Origin of the sequence: Pseudomonas sp. GW456-12-10-14-LB2 (assembly GCF_002884345.1) — a bacterium.
Lineage (GTDB): Bacteria > Pseudomonadota > Gammaproteobacteria > Pseudomonadales > Pseudomonadaceae > Aquipseudomonas > Aquipseudomonas paraglycinae.
Genome location: NZ_POHV01000032.1, coordinates 60492 through 78643 on the forward strand (window position 1 = coordinate 60492; position 18152 = coordinate 78643).

Sequence of the window (18152 nt, forward strand, 5' to 3'; positions counted from 1 at the left end):
AGTGTTCGCTCGTCTTTTTGCTCTGCCCTGCCTGTTTCTCGTCTGCCTGATGACCCTGATGTCGCCGGCGCCCGCCGACGCTGCCGGTCTGCCGGGACTGCTCACGGGGTCCGGCAAGGCCCAGCCCGAGGCTCAGGAACCGCTCGGCCAGTCGCTGGACGAAGTCATCAAGTCGCTGGAAAACGACAAGCAACGCGCCCAGTTGCTGACCGACCTGAAAAAACTCCGCGACGCCACGAAAAAAGCCCAGGCCAGCCCCGAAGAAGGTGTGCTGGGACTGATCGGCGGCACCCTCGCCACTTTCGAAAAACAGTTCACCGGCGCCGACAGCCCGCTCAATCGCTGGTCCGCCGAATTCGACATGGCCCAGGACGAGCTCAAAGGCCTGATGCTGCCGGCCAGCGAATGGCTGCCGATCATCTTCGCCTTCGCCGTGATCCTCGCGGTCTGGAGCCTGCTCGCCGCCGCGCTGATCTGGCTCGGCCACCGGGTACGCATGCGCTTCGGCCTGACCGAAGAACTGCCGCAAAACCCCCGGGCCCTCGACATGCTGCGCTTCGCCCTGCGCAAGCTCGGACCCTGGCTGATCGCGTTGGTGATCACGGTCTACATGAGCTACGCACTACCCTCGTCACTGGGCAAAAGCCTGGCGATGGTGCTGGCTTACGCGCTGGTGGTCGGCACCTGCTTCTCGGCCATCTGCGTGATCGCCTTCTCTGTACTCGACGGCCCGCACCGCCATCGCGCGCTGTACATCCTGCGTCACCAGGCCTTCCGCCCGTTGTGGCTGATCGGCAGTTTCGCCGCCTTCGGTGAAGCCCTGAGCGATCCGCGACTGGTGGCCGGCCTCGGCGTGCACCTGGCCCACACCGCCGCCACCGTCGCCAACGTGCTCGCGGCGCTGTCGACCGGCCTGTTCATCCTGCGTTTCCGCCGGCCGATCGCCCACCTGATCCGCAACCAGCCCCTGTCCCGCCGCCTGACCCGCCGCGCCCTCAGTGACACCATCGAAATCCTCGGCACCTTCTGGTACGTCCCGGCACTGGTGCTGGTGGGCATCTCCCTGTTCGCCACCTTCGTCTCCGCCGGCGACACCAGCACCGCCCTGCGCCAGTCGCTGATTTGCACCGTGCTGCTGGTGTTGTGCATGGTCATCAACGGCCTCGTCCGCCGCCACGCCCTCAAACCCCAACGCGGACCGAAACGCCACGCGCTGTATTCCGAACGCCTGAAAAGCTTCTTCTACACCCTCGCCCATTTGCTGGTGTGGCTGGCCTTCATCGAACTCGGCCTGCGGGTGTGGGGCATGTCGCTGATCGGCTTCACCGAAGGCGAAGGCCACGACGTCAGCGTCAAACTGTTCAGTTTGATCGGCACGCTGATCTTCGCCTGGCTGATCTGGATCCTCAGCGACACCGCCGTGCACCACGCCCTCACCCGCTCTCGCAAAGGCCTGGCCAACGCCCGCGCGCAAACCATGATGCCGCTGATCCGCAACGTGCTGTTCGTGGCGATCTTCATCATCGCCCTGATCGTCGCGCTGGCGAACATGGGCATGAACGTCACGCCCCTGCTGGCCGGTGCCGGCGTGATCGGCCTGGCCATCGGCTTCGGCGCCCAGTCGCTCGTAGCCGACCTGATCACCGGCCTGTTCATCATCATCGAAGACTCTCTGGCCATCGATGACTACGTCGACGTCGGCGGCCACCTGGGCACCGTCGAAGGCCTGACCATCCGCACCGTACGCCTGCGGGACATCGACGGCATCGTCCACACCATCCCGTTCAGCGAAATCAAAAGCATCAAAAACTACTCCCGCGAATTCGGCTACGCGATTTTCCGCGTGGCGGTGCCCTTCAACATGAGCATCGACGAAGCCATCAAACTGATGCGCGACGTCGGCCAGAAAATGCGCACCGACCCACTGCAGCGACGCAACATCTGGTCGCCACTGGAATTTCAGGGCGTGGAAAGCTTTGAATCCGGCAACGCGATATTGCGCGCAAGGTTCAAGACCGCACCGATCAAACAGTGGGAGGTTTCACGGGCGTTCAATTTGTCGCTGAAACGGCATCTGGACGAGGCCGGGCTGGACCTGGCGACGCCGAGGATGAATGTGCAGGTGATCACGGCGGGCGGTGGAGTGGAGACTGAAAAATAGTTACCGAATAAACCCCAATCGGAATGCACTTCGATTGGGGTCCTTTGATTTGGGCTTACCCTTTGAATCCGGGCATCCCGTTCTCCGCACGCCAGCTCTTCAGCGTTTGGAGTATTCCTTCAGGGCTATCATCTTCGCCATCCAGCGGATAATAAATAATTCCATTACCCCTTGGGTGATCCACTGCAGCGTCAAACTTTTCAACAAGGACCATGTATTCTCTTTCACTGCAGCTGGTTACATAACAGAGACCTTTCAAAAGCTCAAGAAACTCTGACTCCGTATAGTCTTCGAGTTTACGATGCATTTCTTTCTCCTCCACTAGCAGAATGAACTTCCACGTGCTGCTTAGGTGTCAACAATCTTAAGTTATCCATATCGTAGACCGCACCTCCATTCTTGATGAAATCCAGATGATGAATTTCATAAACTTTATTACCGCCTACCTGCTCACCAGGAATGGTAAATGGAGAATGGCCGCGCATTAACCGCTCTCTATTGGTATTGCCAAATTGTGAAGAGAGCTCGGAGTCTGCCCCTACTGCTTTCCAGAAGGACTCTCTGAACGTCCTGAAATCGCTGAACTGCCGACCTCTCAATTGCTCTGCAATCTGCGCCGGAATCGCCGCACCATTGCCTTGCGAAGCCGCCTCGAGCCACCCCGTCGCCACTGGCTCTCCGTACCCGGAAGCAATCCCGGAATCGTTTCGCGGATCCCGGAACATGATGTATTGCGGGGGGATGCCGGAATCCGGTGGAAAAACCAGAATCCAGTCATTGAAATCAAAATCACCCAGATCAGGATGACGATCAATTCGCCCCTCGACAGGGACGATGTCGCCGCCGGTATATTGCGCAGGATCCGGTTCGGGAACGGGCAATACAGTCGAACTGTCAGCGGGCGTAATTGACGGCGTCCATACCAATGTTTCTGATGGAATGTCGGTAGTCGTCGCGCGATAGGTGTTGTCCTGCGGGTTGTGAACGGCAGCAATCACCGGCACGCCGGTGGGAAACCTGACGCCATCGACTGGAATGACCAGCAGCTCGGTGTGATCGCCCTCGCCAGCTCTGGAATTGACACGCACGGGCAAATCCAGAGAACCACCGGTAGCCGCGAGCTGAACCAAGTCTGGCACGGGACCGGACAGCAAATCGGACAACGGCACGCTGACCAGAAACCGCTTGGGCAGCTCACCGTTTCCCAGCGCGGGCGAGTAAACCAGCGCCGCAACCCCCACCATCAAACCCGACACCGTGCCCGCGGCCAGAGCGGATAATCCGGCCGACGCGGAACGGATGGCCGCCCGCAATCCCGACCTTGCGCTCTCGCGGATGGAAACCGGCCCGGTCGACGTCGAAAATACAAGTTGCGGATTCCAGGCAGCGCCCTGCAAATGGAAGGCTTGCGCCTCCCGGCGCGCCCGATCCGCGTCGCGCAATCGATCCTCAAGCAATTGCCGTGCATGCTCATCGGCTGTACGTCGAGCCTGTTCTTCCGCCTTTCGACGAGCTTCATCAACGGCCGCCAGCCGGGCGATTTCTGCCGCTTGCGCGGCTACACGCGCCTGCTCCTCGGCCACAAGCCGAGCCTGATTCTGCGCAGCGATGCGCGCCTGCTCATGTGCAATTCGATTGGCCTCTTGCACCTGCACAGCCGCGATTACATTCCTGACCGTTGCGGACTGACTGTTCAACTGGCCGATGCCTTCTACCAGCAACTTGGCATTGAACAACTCGCTATAGGCCTGGCGAACGCTGACGTTACCGCCACGCCGATTGACCTGCGGTAACCGACCGCCATTGAAAAACGTTTCGACCTGCGCATGGCCAAACCGCTGAATCGCAATGTCCTTCGCCGCGATCAGCGCACCAAACTTTCTGGCGATCAGCGCATCCCGGAAACGCAGCTCACGCGCCAGCGTGTCCAAGGGAGGCAATAAACTCGAATCACCGCCAGCCCTGACCTGGGCAAGTTCAACTTCAAGGATTTGAGGCAAACTTCCGGAAAATGCCTTATAGGTATTTTCCATATCCAGTATTTCCCCCAAGGGGGCAAAATCAATTGCCGGCCCGGAGCCATCACCGAGACCTAAGTAGTGCACATAAACATCTTGATTGTCCGGCCTCACGATTGAAGCTGGAAGCTCAATTCCACGCCGTGCCATAAATACATTCCTCCTTGAATTAAATGCAGTGCTCGACAACCGGAAACAAATTCAAACATTGCGTCCGGCGCCTGGAGAAATGTATGGAAATAACAACCACGGACTGCGTTATATATGTACCTCGCACAAAAAAATCTGTCGCGTCAGATGCAGCCGAACAACAAGTAGGAAACGTCCAGAAATCCAGGTCCGGATTCGCCCAATTGAAAAATTCAACTCAAACAGCAGAACCAACGCTTAAGAGGCGCACATCCAAAACACGATGAGCGTTAGCTCAAGAAAAGCTTTTGACGTGCCGGCCCCTTCGGCAGGCTGAGTGGAGGGATTTATCCGGGGGAGGGAGCGCAGCGACCGTGCGGCGCAGCCGCATGCATCGAGAGGAGGTGCAGCGAAGCAAACCGTAGGCGATGCCCCCGGATGAATCCCGGAGCGAAGGAACCCCGAGCCTCAGCGAGGGGCCGAACGCAGGGGCCAAGCCTTTTGCTTACTTTTCGGCGTCTGGAAAAGTGAGCCGCTGTAAGAGCGGAACCGCCAGCCGCAGCCCCCCGAAAAAACGGATATTCACCCAAAACAACCCAAAACCTGGCCGGCCCAGAGGCCGCCAAGGTCAAGGTCAAGGTCAAACAACGTCAACCCCAACGTGAATCGCATCATGCCGCCAAAACTCCAGATCACAATCAATCAACCGCCCAGACTGATCATAATTAACCCGAGCAATCCTCAACCCCGGACTCCCCACTGACACCCGCAACGCCGCCGCCGCATCGACCGATAAAGACGTAGGCACAATCTCGAACCGCACCCGCCCATAGTGCAAATCGTAATGCCGCGCATAAAGCTCGGTAATCGACTGATTCAAATCAAACTCCAGAATCCCCGGAAAAAACTGCGGATTCAGATAATGCTCCACATACAACACCAGCCGTCCATCGATCCGTCGCGACCGGCAAATCTGAATCACGCTCGACAACGCCGGCAACTGCAACCACGCACAGACCGCCGCTGACGCTGGCTGCAACCGAGCCGAAATCACCTCGGTCGACGGCACCCGCCCCTGCGCACTGACCATCGCGTGAAAGTGACTGCGCTGCATCAGGTTGTAGGCCAGACGCGGCGGCGACACGAACCAGCCCCGCCGCTCCTCGCGATAAATCTGCCCTTGCGCCTCCAGCTGCAACAAGGCTTCCCGTACCGTAATCCGCGTCGTGCCGAACAACTCACTGAGCTTGCGCTCGGCCGGCAACTTGCTCCCCGCCGCCAGCAACCCATGGTCGAGCTGCTCCTGAAGGATCTGGCCAATCGCTGTCACCGCTTTTGTTGCCTCATCGCGCATCAACGTTACCTATCTGGACTAGACCAGCACTGTTTCGGGGCAAAACCGCACAGCTATTGCGCCGTTTGGTCGTGTTGCAAGCCTAGGCAGTGCAGATGACCGAGAGATGACAAAACTACCGAACGGTCGCCCTGACAACTTGCAATACATCGGCCAAGTCCCTTGCCCACCGGGACTTTGCGGGTGGTCTACGCTTAGCGGGCAGCCGTCGATACAGGAGAAATAAAGCGCGGGTCAGGTATCCGCCGACATCAAAGTGTCATCCAGCCCCCCTACATTGGCTCAGGTATTGCTGACCTAGACCAACACAAACCGCAATCGCAGCGTTGAACACGACCAAGGAGCTTCGGAATGAAACAGCTTTTCCTGGCAACACTGTTAGGCTCGACCATTGCCATGTGCACCGCCGCCATGGCGGCTGATGATCTGAAAACCCTCGAAGCCGCTGCGAAAGCGGAAGGCGCCGTCAACAGCGTCGGCATGCCCGATGACTGGGCCAACTGGAAAGGCACCTGGGAAGACCTGGCCAAGAAATACGGCCTGAAACACATCGACACCGACATGAGCTCGGCCCAGGAAATCGCCAAGTTCGCCGCTGAAAAAGACAATGCCACCGCCGACATCGGCGACGTCGGCGCGGCCTTCGGCCCGATCGCGGTCAAGCAAGGCGTGGTGCAACCGTACAAGCCGACCACCTGGGATCAAGTGCCAGACTGGGCCAAGGACAAGGACGGCAACTGGGCACTGGCCTACACCGGCACCATCGCCTTCATCGTCAACAAGAAGCTGCTGCACGGCTCCGAAGTACCGACCAAATGGGCTGACCTCAAGGGCGGCAAATACAAGGTTTCCATCGGTGACGTGAGCACTGCCGCACAGGCTGCCAACGGCGTACTCGCCGCAGCACTGGCCAACGGCGGCGACGAGAAAAACCTCCAGCCGGCCTTGCTGCTGTTCGCAGACATCGCCAAGCAGGGGCGCCTGTCGATGGCCAACCCGACCATCGCCACCATGGAAAAAGGCGAGATCGAAGTCGGCGTGGTCTGGGACTTCAACGGCCTGAGCTACAAGGCCAAAATGGCCAATCCGGATGACTACGTGGTGCTGATCCCGTCCGACGGTTCGGTGATTTCCGGCTACACCACCATCATCAACAAGTACGCGAAAAACCCGAACGCCGCCAAGCTGACCCGCGAATACATCTTCAGCGACGCCGGCCAGACCAACCTCGCCCGCGGCAACGCCCGCCCGATCCGCGCCGAGCACCTGCAACTGCCGGAAGACGTGAAAGCCAAGCTGCTGCCGAACGATCAGTACAAGAAGGTCACCCCGATCAAGGACGCCGATGCGTGGGAAAAAACCTCCAAGGCCCTGCCGCAGAAGTGGAACGAAGAAGTCATCGTCGAGATGAAGTAAGCCGGCGAATCACCGCTATGTGATTTGTTGGAGATCCAAATGTGGGAGCGAGCCTGCTCGCGAAAGCGGTGGATCAGTCAAAAAATTATTGACTGACACTCCGCATTCGCGAGCAAGCCCGCTCCCACAGGGGGATCCGGGTTGAATCTGAAATTTTCTGTTTCGCGGAGTTTTTGCCCCTATGAAGCACACCGTCATCCTTGTCGTGCTCGACGGCCTCAACTACGAGGTTGCGCGTCACGCCATGGGGCATCTGCAGGCTTACGTTGGCGCAGGACGCGCCGCGCTCTATCAGTTGGAGTGCGAGCTGCCGGCCCTGTCCCGACCGCTTTACGAATGCATCCTCACGGGCGTACCGCCGATCGACAGCGGCATCGTCCACAACAACGTCTCGCGCCTGTCCAACCAGCGCAGCATCTATCACTACGCCCGTGATGCCGGTCTGAAAACCGCCGCCGCGGCGTACCACTGGGTCAGCGAGCTCTACAACCGCTCGCCGTTCGTGGCAGCACGGGATCGGCATACCGATGACCCGACGCTACCGATCCAGCACGGCCACTTCTACTGGAACGATCACTACCCGGATTCGCACCTGTTCGCCGACGCCGAAAACCTGCGCCTGCGCCATGCACCGGACTTTCTGCTGATCCACCCGATGAACATCGACGACGCCGGGCACAAGCACGGCCTCGACACCCCGCAATACCGCAACAGTGCGCGCAGCGCCGACATCATCCTCGCCGACTACCTGCAAGGCTGGCTCGACGCCGGCTGCCAGGTGCTGGTGACCGCCGACCATGGCATGAACAACGACCGCTCGCACAACGGCCTGCTGCCGGAAGAACGCCAGGTGCCGTTGTTCGTATTCGGTGATGCCTTCAGCCTGGACAGCGAAGCTGCACCGAAGCAGACCGACATCTGCGGCACCGTCTGCGAACTGCTCGGCGTGCCCCACGACAAACCTGTATGCCGGGAGTTACTCAAGTGAACTCAATGACTCGCGGTAAATGGCTGGCCGCCCTGTGCCTGGTGCCTTTCGCACTGTTCTTTATCGTGTTCGAAATCGCCCCGCTGATCTGGGTGATGATCAACAGCCTGCAATCGGAAGAATTCGGTTGGGGCTTCGCCAACTTCAGCAAGATCTTCAGTTCGAAGTTCTATTTGCAGGCGATCCAGTACAGCCTCGAAATCAGTTTCTGGTCGAGTGTGTTCGGCATCATCATCGCGGTGCTGGGCGCCTACTCCCTGCGCCGGGTCGATTCGAAGCTGCGCAACTTCGTCAACGCTTTCGCCAACATGACCAGCAACTTCGCCGGCGTGCCGCTGGCGTTTGCGTTCATCATCCTGCTCGGCTTCAACGGCAGCATCACCATCATGTTGAAGCAGGCCGGGATCATCGAGGACTTCAACCTGTACTCGAAAACCGGGTTGATAATCCTCTACACCTACTTCCAGATTCCGCTCGGCGTGTTGCTGTTGTACCCGGCATTCGACGCCCTGCGTGAAGACTGGCGCGAATCCGCCGCACTGCTCGGCGCTGACGGCTGGCAGTTCTGGCGCCACATTGGCCTGCCGGTACTGACTCCGGCCCTGCTCGGCACCTTCGTGATCCTGCTGGCAAACGCCCTTGGCGCCTACGCCACGGTCTACGCGCTGACCACCGGCAACTTCAACGTATTGCCGATCCGGATTGCGGCGATGGTCTCCGGTGACATTTCCCTCGACCCGAACCTGGCCAGCGCCCTGGCCGTGGTGCTGGTGGCGCTGATGACCCTGGTGACCGTCGTGCATCAACTGCTGCTGAAGAGGAGCTACCATGTCTCGCGCTGAATCCGGCCCGGCCGGCGTCTACCACCGCGTCGTGGTCTATCTGTTGTTCGCCATCCTGCTGCTGCCGCTGGTGGGCACGCTGATCTACTCGATCGCCAGCAGTTGGTCGGCCACCATCCTGCCCAGCGGTTTCACCTTCAAGTGGTACATCCAGTTGTGGAGCGATCCGCGTTTTCTGCACGCCTTCGGTCAGTCGCTGCTGGTGTGCGTCGGCGCGCTGATCCTGTCGGTGGTGTTGATCCTGCCGCTGCTGTTCGTGGTGCATTACCACTTCCCGAAACTCGATGCGCTGATGAACATCCTGATCCTGCTGCCCTTCGCCGTACCGCCGGTGGTGTCGTCGGTGGGCCTGTTGCAGCTCTACGGTTCCGGGCCGTTCGCGATGGTCGGCACGCCGTGGATCCTGATCGGTTGCTACTTCACCGTGGCGCTGCCGTTCATGTACCGGGCGATCACCAACAACCTGCAAGCGATCAACCTGCGCGACCTGATGGACGCCGCCCAACTGCTTGGCGCCAGCACTTTTCAGGCAGCTTTCCTGGTGGTGCTGCCGAACCTGCGCAAAGGCCTGATGGTCGCGTTGCTGCTGTCGTTCTCGTTCCTGTTCGGTGAGTTCGTGTTCGCCAACATCCTGGTCGGCACCCGCTACGAAACCCTGCAGGTTTATCTGAACAACATGCGCAACAGCAGCGGCCACTTCACCAGTGCGCTGGTGATCTCCTACTTCTTTTTCGTGCTGGTCCTGACCTGGGTCGCCAACATCTTGAACAAGGACAAAAGCGAATGAGCTATGTCAGCGTCCAACACCTTCAGAAAAACTACGCGGGCACCACGGTGTTCAGCGACATCAACTGCGAAATCAACAAGGGTGAATTCGTCACCCTGCTTGGTCCGTCCGGTTGCGGCAAATCCACCCTGCTGCGTTGCATCGCCGGGCTGACGCCGGTGGATGGCGGCAAGATTCTGCTCGATGGCGTCGACATCGTGCCGCTCACCCCGCAGAAGCGCGGGATCGGCATGGTGTTCCAGAGCTACGCGCTGTTCCCCAACATGACCGTCGAACAGAACGTCGCCTTCGGCCTGCGCATGCAAAAGGTCAACGCCGACGACAGCCACAAGCGGGTTGCCGAAGTGTTGAAACTGGTTGAACTCAACGATTTCGCCAGTCGCTATCCGCATCAGCTGTCCGGCGGCCAGTGTCAGCGTGTCGCCCTCGCCCGTTCGCTGGTGACCCGTCCGCGCCTGTTGCTGCTGGATGAACCGCTGTCGGCCCTCGATGCGCGAATTCGCAAACACCTGCGCGAACAGATCCGTCAGATCCAGCGCGAACTTGGCCTGACCACGATCTTCGTCACACACGATCAGGAAGAAGCCCTGACCATGTCTGACCGGATTTTCCTGATGAATCAGGGAAAAATCGTACAAAGCGGCGATGCCGAAACCCTCTACACCGCACCGGTCGACGTATTCGCCGCCGGCTTCATCGGCAACTACAACCTGCTGGATGCCGAGAGCGCGTCGAAGCTGTTGCAGCGGCCGATCAACCATCGCATCGCGATTCGCCCGGAAGCCATTGAACTCAGCCTCAGCGGTGAACCCGATGCGCAAATCCGCAGCCACAGTCTGCTGGGCAACGTGATCCGCTACCGCGTCGAAGCCCGGGGCGTGGAACTGGTGGTGGATGTGCTCAACCGTTCGGCGGCGGATCTGCATCCCGATGGTCAGCGCCTGTCACTTTCCATCGATCCCACCGCTCTGTGTGAGGTAGCCTGATGACTTTGCTGACACCCAAGAGGGAACTGAACTGATGGCCCTGGCAATTTTTGATCTGGACGAAACCCTGATCCACGGCGACTGCGCCACCCTCTGGAGCGAGCAGATGGGGCGCCTGGGCTGGGTCGATCCCGAGTCGTTCATGCGCCGGAACAACGAGCTGATGGATGCCTACAGCCATGGCAAGTTGCGCATGGAAGACTACATGGACTTCAGCCTCGAGCCGCTGATCGGGCGCACCCCGGAAGAAGTCGAGCATCTGGTCGGACCGTGGGTGGAAGACTTCATCGAGCCGATCATCTTCAGCGATGCGACCAAAACCATTGCTGCCCACCGCAAGGCCGGCGACCGGATTCTGGTGATCTCGGCCTCGGGTACGCACCTGGTCAAACCGATTGCCGATCGACTGGGCATCGACGAGGTGCTGGGGATCGAACTGGAAGTGGCGCATGGCGTTTACAGCGGCCACACCGTGGGCACCCTGACCTACCGCGAAGGCAAAATCACCCGCTTGCTGGAATGGCTGGATGCCGAAGAGGAAAACCTTGAGGGCGCGAGTTTCTATTCCGACTCACGCAATGATCTGCCGCTGCTGCTGAAAGTGGATTTTCCGCATGTGGTCAATCCGGATCCGGTCCTGCTTGCAGAGGCCGAGAAGTCTGGCTGGCCGATCCACCTCTGGAAGTAAGCGGTTGTCTTGTGGGAGCAAGCCTGCTCCCACAAGCATCAACGATCAGCTCAGGCTTTCGTCGATCACCAGCACCAGCTTCCCCGCCACCGTGTTGCTCGCCAGCTCGGCAAACGCAGCCTCGGCATCCTTGATAGGGAAGGTCTTGGCCAGTTGCGGCTTCAGGCGACCTTCGGAAAACAGTGGCCACACGTGCTGGCTCAGATCGCTGAACAGATCGGCCTTGAACTGATCTTCACGGCTGCGCAGGGTCGAGCCCAGCAGTTGCACGCGCTTGGCCAGCACCTGGGCCAGATCCAACTTCGCCTCGCGGCCGCCCATCAGGCCGATCAGCACCCATCGGCCGTCCTGAGCCATCAACTTAAGGTTCAAAGCCGAATAATTGCCGCCCACCGGATCCAGAATCACATCGAACGGCCCGAAATCCCGCAGGCTTTCCAGATCGTCGGTGCGAACCACCCCGCCCTGGGCCCCCAGCGATTCGCAGTAGGCCAGCCGCTCGGCCGAGCCGACGCTGACCCAGCAGGGATTGCCGAAAGCCTTGCACAGTTGAATGGCGGCTGAACCGATACCACTGGCTCCGGCGTGCAGAAGAACTTTCTCACCCGGTTTGAGCGCAGCGAGTTGAAACACATTCAGCCAGACGGTCGCGTACACCTCGGGCAACGCAGCGGCCTCGATCAGCGATACACCTTCCGGAACCGGCAGCACATGCCTTCCGTCGACGACCACCTCTTGCGCCATCCCGCCCCCGGCCAGCAAGGCGCAGACCCGGTCACCGACCTGCCAGGACGAGCCTGCGCCGACCTCGCTGATCACCCCGGAACACTCAAGACCCAGCACCTGGCTGGCACCTGGAGGGGGTGGATAAAGTCCAGCTTTCTGTAATAAATCCGCGCGATTGAGGCCCGCTGCCGCCACCCGGATGCGAACTTGTCCTACATCACATGTAGGACTTGGTTCATCAACCCATGCCACTTGACCTTCAACGCCTTGCAATGCCTTCACAGTGCCTCCATAGTGAGTCTGGACTGAGCCCGAAGCTGTAGCGCCGGGCTTTTTGCATTATGCGACCGGCCCTGGGGTCTGAACGAACGCTGAACAGCAGTTATCGTACAGAGCGTAGAGGTACCGGCGACTTCAAAGACGGCCTAATATGCGTTATCAATTGTCCCCGCGTCGAATCAGCATGAAGCATCTGCTCCCCAGCACCGCCCTCGCTCTTTTCATCGGTATCGGTCTGTTGCCGGTGTCGGGCACCACATTCGCAGCCAACAGCTGGGACAAGTTGCAGCCTGATCGCGACGAAGTGATCGCCAGTCTGAACGTCGTCGAGTTGCTCAAGCGTCACCACTACAGCAAGCCGCCGCTCGACGATGCGCGCTCGGTGATCATCTACGACAGCTACATCAAGCTGCTCGACCCGTCGCGCAGCTACTTCATGGCCAGCGACATCGCCGAATTCGACAAGTGGAAGACCCAGTTCGACGACTTCCTCAAGAGCGGCGACCTCAACGCCGGGTTCACCATCTACAAGCGCTACCTGGACCGCGTGAAGGCGCGTCTGGACTTCGCCCTTGCCGAGCTGAACAAAGGCGTCGACAAGATGGACTTCACCACCAAGGAAACCTTGCTGATCGATCGCAAGGACGCTCCGTGGCTCAAGTCCACCGCCGAACTCGATGACCTGTGGCGCAAACGCGTCAAGGACGAGGTGCTGCGGCAGAAGATCGCCGGCAAAGAGCCGAAGCAGATCCAGGAAACCCTGACCAAGCGCTACAAGAATCAACTGGCGCGTCTGGACCAGACCCGCGCCGAAGACATCTTCCAGGCGTACATCAACACCTTCGCCATGTCTTACGATCCGCACACCAACTATCTGTCGCCGGATAACGCGGAGAACTTCGACATCAACATGAGCCTGTCCCTCGAGGGTATCGGCGCCGTGTTGCAGAGCGACAACGACCAGGTGAAAGTCGTGCGTCTGGTGCCGGCAGGCCCGGCCGACAAGACCAAGCAGGTTGCTCCGGCCGACAAGATCATCGGCGTTGCCCAGGGCAACAAAGAGATGGTCGACGTGGTCGGCTGGCGTCTGGATGAAGTGGTCAAGCTGATCCGTGGCCCGAAAGGCACCGTGGTGCGTCTGGAAGTCATCCCGGCGAGCAATGCGCCGAACGACCAGACCAGCAAGATCGTGCCGATCACCCGTGAAGCGGTGAAGCTCGAAGACCAGGCCGTGAAGAAGTCCGTGCTGAACCTGAAACAGGACGGCCGAGACTACAAGCTCGGCGTGATCGAGATTCCGGCCTTCTACCTCGACTTCAAGGCCTTTCGTGCCGGCGATCCGGACTACAAGAGCACCACTCGCGACGTCAAGAAGCTGCTGACCGAACTGCAGAAAGAGAAAGTCGACGGCGTGGTCATCGACCTGCGCAACAACGGCGGCGGTTCCCTGCAGGAAGCCACCGAGCTGACCAGCCTGTTCATCGACAAGGGCCCTACCGTGCTCGTGCGTAACGCCGATGGCCGGGTCGATGTACTTGAAGATGAAAACCCGGGCGCCTTCTACAAAGGCCCGATGGCGCTGCTAGTCAACCGTCTGTCCGCCTCGGCTTCGGAGATCTTCGCCGGCGCCATGCAGGACTACCACCGCGCGCTGATCATCGGTGGCCAGACCTTCGGCAAAGGCACGGTCCAGACCATCCAGCCGCTGAACCATGGCGAACTGAAACTGACCCTGGCCAAGTTCTACCGGGTTTCCGGTCAGAGCACCCAGCATCAGGGCGTACTGCCGGACATCGATTACCCGTCGATCATCGACACCAAGGAAATCGGCGAAAGCGCCCTGCCGGAAGCCATGCCGTGGGACACCATCCGCGCGGCGATCAAACCGGCGAGCGATCCGTTCAAGCCGTATCTGGCCCAGCTGAAATCCGAGCATGACACCCGTTCCGCCAAGGACGCGGAGTTTGTGTTCATCCGTGACAAGCTGGCCCTGGCGCAGAAGCTGCTGGAAGAAAAAACCGTCAGCCTAAATGAAGCCGAACGCCGTGCCCAGCACGCCGACATCGACGCCAAGCAACTGGCGATGGAAAACATCCGTCGCAAGGCCAAAGGCGAAGAACCGCTCAAAGAGCTGAAGAAAGAAGACGAGGACGCCCTGGCGGCCGCCGAGCCGGACAAGGTCAAACCGGAAGACGACGCCTACCTGAGCGAGACCGGGCGCGTGCTGCTGGATTACCTCAAGCTGAGCAATCAGGTCGCAAAGAAGTAAGGTGATGGCAATTTAATGCTGACGATCCCCGGATCGTCATCAAACAGTCATCATTCTGTCGTGCAATAAAGGACTGGGAGCTGTTCTCTTCATCGAGAACGCTCCCAGTCCTTTTTTTATCGCCAGAGATTGCCATGACCACGACCGAACAGCTGAGTGCCTTGAGCTCGATCCTGACTCAAAGCGGATTACACAGCCTGTTCCAGCCGATCATTTGCCTCTCTGAACGGCGCATTCTCGGCTACGAAGCCCTGACCCGCGGCCCGTCCAACAGCCCGCTGCATTCCCCCATCGCCCTGTTCGCCGTGGCCCGCCAGGCCGGACGCTTGAGCGAACTGGAAATCGCCTGCCGCCAAAGCGCCTGTCGCCGTTTCAACGAACAGCAGTTGCCGGGCAAGCTGTTTCTCAACGTCTCTCCCGAATCCCTGCTCGAAGCCGCGCACCAGCCGGGGCGCACGCTGCAGCTGCTGCAGGATTTTGGTATCCCGCCGAGTCAGGTGGTGATCGAACTCACCGAACAAACGCCGATCGATGACTTTCAGTTGCTGCAAACTGCGCTGCATCACTATCGGGCGATGGGTTTTTCGATTGCCCTCGATGACCTTGGGGCTGGTTATTCGAGCCTGCGCCTGTGGTCGGAGCTGCGGCCGGATTACGTGAAGATCGACCGGCACTTTATCGATGGCATTCATCAGGACGCATTGAAACGCGAGTTCGTCGGATCGATCCTGCAAATCGCCAAGGCCTCGCGGGCACAGGTGATTGCCGAAGGCATCGAACTGCCGGAAGAGCTGGCAGTGCTGACCGAGATGGGTGTGGATCTGGTGCAGGGATACCTGCTCGGCCGCCCTCAGGAACACCCGCCGCGCGATGCCCGCGCCTTGATGCCCAAGCACGACAGCAGCGCCGTCACATTGAACGATGAAGGCAGCGACCTCAGCGCCCTGCTCAACGATCAACCGGCCGTGAATCGCGACACACCGACCGCTACCGTACTGGAAGCCTTCCGCCGTCAGGCCAACCTGAACTCACTGGCGGTGCTCGACGAACAGGGTCAGCCATGCGGCATCGTTCATCGTCACTCGCTGTCCGATGCGCTGCTCAAACCGTTCGCCACCGACCTGTTCGCCCGCAAACCGATCAGCCGCCTGATGAACGACGACTTCCTCGCCGTGGAAATGAGCCAGTCGCTGCAACAGGTCAGCCGTCTGATCACCAGCCGCGCCCGGCAACGCATCGAAGAAGACTTCATCATCACCCTCAACGGCGGTTACCTGGGCCTGGGCCGGGTGATTGACGTGCTCAAACTGATCACCGAACTGAAAATCCAGCAGGCCCGCTATGCCAACCCGCTGACGTTGCTGCCGGGGAATGTTCCGATTCAGCAGTGCCTGACACGGTTGCTGCAACAGGGACGGGAGTCGGTCATTTGTTATGTCGACATCGACAGCTTCAAACCCTTTAACGATATCTATGGGTATGGGCGTGGGGATGAGGTATTGCTGTGTCTGGCGCAATGCCTCAACGAACGCGTCGACCCATCCCGGGATTTCGTTGGCCACATCGGTGGTGACGATTTCCTGCTGGTGCTCGGCCCGGAGGATTGGCGCAAACGGCTGAACCAATTGCTTGATGATTTCCAGAGCCAATGCCGGCGTTTCTACCGCCCGGAACATCTGGAGGCTGGGTGTTTTGTTGCGCCGAACCGCCAGGGCATTCGTCAGGAGTTTCCGTTGCTGTCATTGTCCATTGGCGTGGTGCATTTGCATCCCGAAGCGTGTGCGCAGCTGGATGCGAGTCAGTTGGCGGAGATGGCTTCGCAGGCGAAGCATCATGCGAAGAATGTTCCGGGGTATAGCGTGCATGTTATCGATAGCATAAGTGCGCTACCTTTTAACGAGGCGCTCGTTTCAGGTCATCGCTGATTTAAAGGCTCGATAACTACCATGTTGACCGATCCTCTCCAGCGGCTTTCGCAAGATCCTCCCTCCAAGCTTCCTTCGCAAACTTATAGATATCCTGGAAGAAGCCGCGTGGATCTTCTAGAGAGTACCATTCTCCCCGCGGCCAACTTGCTGCTTCGTATTCATCGACCTCGAATAACTCTTGAAAGTCATAATTTTGTTCCAAGAGCAGCAGCTCCAAAATTTCAACTAGCACTAGCTTATGCCTATAGGAAAGGTATGGCAGATTAAGACAATACTTCCTGATAAGAAGCTCTCTATCAGCGGAATCATTAGGATTGTAAACCTCGAGTTCCGCACCTCGAGTTTCCTCCCGATCATAAACGTCGAAAACGCCTATAAACCACATCAAATCCGGTTCAAACTTTTCATCTAAATATGGATCTTTCAACATCACTTCACCGCGATTGGAAACGTGACGAACTGGCTTTGGTTAAATAAATTAGCTCCCACAATTTTTACCATCATTATAAAGACCAAACAAACAATCAACCTACCAAAAACCCTAAATACAAAAACCTCAAAGGTAGATTGTAATTCTATAAATCTTTAACTTTACCTATCTCAGCCTGATATAAGGAAAGACATTCTAGCAACACGCGCATAAAGCCACGCCCATCGACTATCTCGTCAGAAAATAAAAAACTCCTCTTTTCCAAAACCTCAACAAATGTTTCTCCTCTTTCCAAATAATAGGAAATCGTATCAATTATCCAACACCTATCCGATTCAGAGTACCCAACAAATTCCGGTTTCAGAGCAGCATCAAAAACTCTAATCAAATCAGAAGAGTCATTTACATCAGCCAGACATATTAGTTCTTCAACGGCCCCTTCGTGAGGATAATCAATATCGAAGACAAATAGAAAGCCAGGCAAAATTGAAAGATTTGGATTACGTTTCATTTTATATCAATCCACATAAGCCGTTATAGCCTCACCATGACTATTGAGTATAACGACAGTTCTTGTTGGCTCTATATATTCCACTTGCTTCCCTCTATACCCCTCTCCAACCTTTCTTCCCATTTCTACTGGGAGCGATGAAAGCGATAGACTCCCAGTCCGTCGGAAAATTAATTTAGCACGATTAATTGCATTCAATTGATCCCTATGACTCATAAATTTAGTTGCAGCTCGCGGAATGCTTGGCTCCAAAAGCTTAGTTTTTTTATTTAGTTTCATCTCAACTTTACCCGTAGTAGGGTTTTTAGCATATAGCAGACGTTCTTGCTGCGAAGCAAGAGTAGTTTGGGCGCCATGTTTTTGTAAAAAATGAGATTTTTTGTTAGCGCTTTCCATATATCTCAACTCTTTTAATGCAATATTTTCTGCCAACTCATCAATTCTCGCCCTCCGCTCTTGCGCCGTCATCTTCGGTAGCGCCGGCTCGCCCTCATCAACAACCGAACCGCTCACCCCATCCGGAACCGGACATCCCGGCTTGTTCGGCGGCGGACAGTTGGAGCTCAACCCCAACGGATCCACCCACCCCGTCGGATTCGGCACGTACCGGTACTGATTCAGCCCACCCGCGAGCTTCACC

At 58.0% G+C, this 18152-nt stretch carries 15 protein-coding genes and 1 pseudogene; 9 read left to right on the forward strand and 7 right to left on the reverse strand.

Annotated features, from left to right (window positions below):
• The first annotated feature begins 1 nt into the window (after position 1).
• Positions 2-2161, forward strand: a complete 2160-nt coding sequence (locus tag C1X29_RS21110; RefSeq protein WP_102688269.1) for a mechanosensitive ion channel family protein — start codon at positions 2-4, stop codon at positions 2159-2161.
• A gap of 55 nt (positions 2162-2216) precedes the next feature.
• On the opposite strand, the gene C1X29_RS21115 is transcribed toward C1X29_RS21110, so the two are convergent.
• From C1X29_RS21115 to C1X29_RS21125, 3 genes are all read right to left on the reverse strand, one after another.
• A complete protein-coding gene (locus tag C1X29_RS21115) occupies positions 2217-2468 on the reverse strand; it encodes a bacteriocin immunity protein (RefSeq protein ID WP_102718285.1) in 252 nt (83 codons plus the stop codon).
• Positions 2458-4329, reverse strand: a complete 1872-nt coding sequence (locus C1X29_RS21120; protein WP_102718286.1) for an S-type pyocin domain-containing protein — start codon at positions 4327-4329, stop codon at positions 2458-2460. The genes C1X29_RS21115 and C1X29_RS21120 overlap by 11 nt, the downstream gene beginning before the upstream one ends.
• 619 nt (positions 4330-4948) lie before the next feature.
• Complete coding sequence (locus tag C1X29_RS21125; protein WP_085732333.1) at positions 4949-5662, reverse strand: UTRA domain-containing protein; 714 nt, start codon at positions 5660-5662, stop codon at positions 4949-4951.
• A 351-nt stretch (positions 5663-6013) separates the two neighbouring features.
• On the opposite strand from C1X29_RS21125, the gene C1X29_RS21130 reads away from it, so the two are divergent.
• The 6 genes from C1X29_RS21130 to C1X29_RS21155 all read left to right on the forward strand — a co-directional run bounded on the left by C1X29_RS21130 (position 6014) and on the right by C1X29_RS21155 (position 11369).
• Complete coding sequence (locus C1X29_RS21130) at positions 6014-7078, forward strand: ABC transporter substrate-binding protein (RefSeq protein WP_102718287.1); 1065 nt, start codon at positions 6014-6016, stop codon at positions 7076-7078.
• Positions 7079-7259: 181 nt separating this feature from the next.
• Positions 7260-8066, forward strand: coding sequence for an alkaline phosphatase family protein (locus tag C1X29_RS21135; RefSeq protein WP_102718288.1), 807 nt, complete (start codon positions 7260-7262; stop codon positions 8064-8066).
• 5 nt (positions 8067-8071) lie between these two features.
• On the forward strand, positions 8072-8908 hold the full coding sequence (locus C1X29_RS21140; RefSeq protein WP_162130491.1) for an ABC transporter permease subunit: 837 nt from the start codon (positions 8072-8074) through the stop codon (positions 8906-8908).
• Positions 8895-9695 carry an ABC transporter permease gene (locus tag C1X29_RS21145; RefSeq protein ID WP_007960203.1) on the forward strand — a complete coding sequence of 267 codons (801 nt, stop codon included), beginning with the start codon at positions 8895-8897 and terminating at the stop codon, positions 9693-9695. Before C1X29_RS21140 ends, C1X29_RS21145 begins: the two co-directional genes overlap by 14 nt.
• Positions 9692-10681 carry an ABC transporter ATP-binding protein gene (locus C1X29_RS21150; RefSeq protein WP_085748482.1) on the forward strand — a complete coding sequence of 330 codons (990 nt, stop codon included), beginning with the start codon at positions 9692-9694 and terminating at the stop codon, positions 10679-10681. The genes C1X29_RS21145 and C1X29_RS21150 overlap by 4 nt, the downstream gene beginning before the upstream one ends.
• A gap of 34 nt (positions 10682-10715) precedes the next feature.
• Positions 10716-11369 carry an HAD family phosphatase gene (locus C1X29_RS21155; protein WP_102718289.1) on the forward strand — a complete coding sequence of 218 codons (654 nt, stop codon included), beginning with the start codon at positions 10716-10718 and terminating at the stop codon, positions 11367-11369.
• 45 nt (positions 11370-11414) lie between these two features.
• Here C1X29_RS21155 and C1X29_RS21160 read toward each other — a convergent pair whose 3' ends face one another.
• Positions 11415-12377 carry a zinc-binding dehydrogenase gene (locus C1X29_RS21160; protein WP_102688261.1) on the reverse strand — a complete coding sequence of 321 codons (963 nt, stop codon included), beginning with the start codon at positions 12375-12377 and terminating at the stop codon, positions 11415-11417.
• 181 nt (positions 12378-12558) lie between these two features.
• Between C1X29_RS21160 and C1X29_RS21165 the strand changes: the two genes are divergently transcribed.
• Positions 12559-14643, forward strand: coding sequence for a carboxy terminal-processing peptidase (locus C1X29_RS21165; RefSeq protein ID WP_165369544.1), 2085 nt, complete (start codon positions 12559-12561; stop codon positions 14641-14643).
• 134 nt (positions 14644-14777) lie between these two features.
• Positions 14778-16568 (forward strand): bifunctional diguanylate cyclase/phosphodiesterase, encoded by a 1791-nt coding sequence (locus tag C1X29_RS21170; RefSeq protein WP_102718290.1) that lies wholly within the window; start codon positions 14778-14780, stop codon positions 16566-16568.
• Positions 16569-16584: 16 nt separating this feature from the next.
• On the opposite strand, the gene C1X29_RS21175 is transcribed toward C1X29_RS21170, so the two are convergent.
• From C1X29_RS21175 to C1X29_RS29520, 3 genes and pseudogenes are all read right to left on the reverse strand, one after another.
• Positions 16585-17001 carry a hypothetical protein gene (locus C1X29_RS21175; RefSeq protein WP_256584379.1) on the reverse strand — a complete coding sequence of 139 codons (417 nt, stop codon included), beginning with the start codon at positions 16999-17001 and terminating at the stop codon, positions 16585-16587.
• Between the two features lie 145 nt (positions 17002-17146).
• A complete protein-coding gene (locus C1X29_RS21180) occupies positions 17147-17512 on the reverse strand; it encodes a hypothetical protein (protein WP_102718292.1) in 366 nt (121 codons plus the stop codon).
• Positions 17513-17518: 6 nt separating this feature from the next.
• Positions 17519-18152 (reverse strand): annotated as a pseudogene (locus C1X29_RS29520) (type IV secretion protein Rhs); the annotation flags it as partial.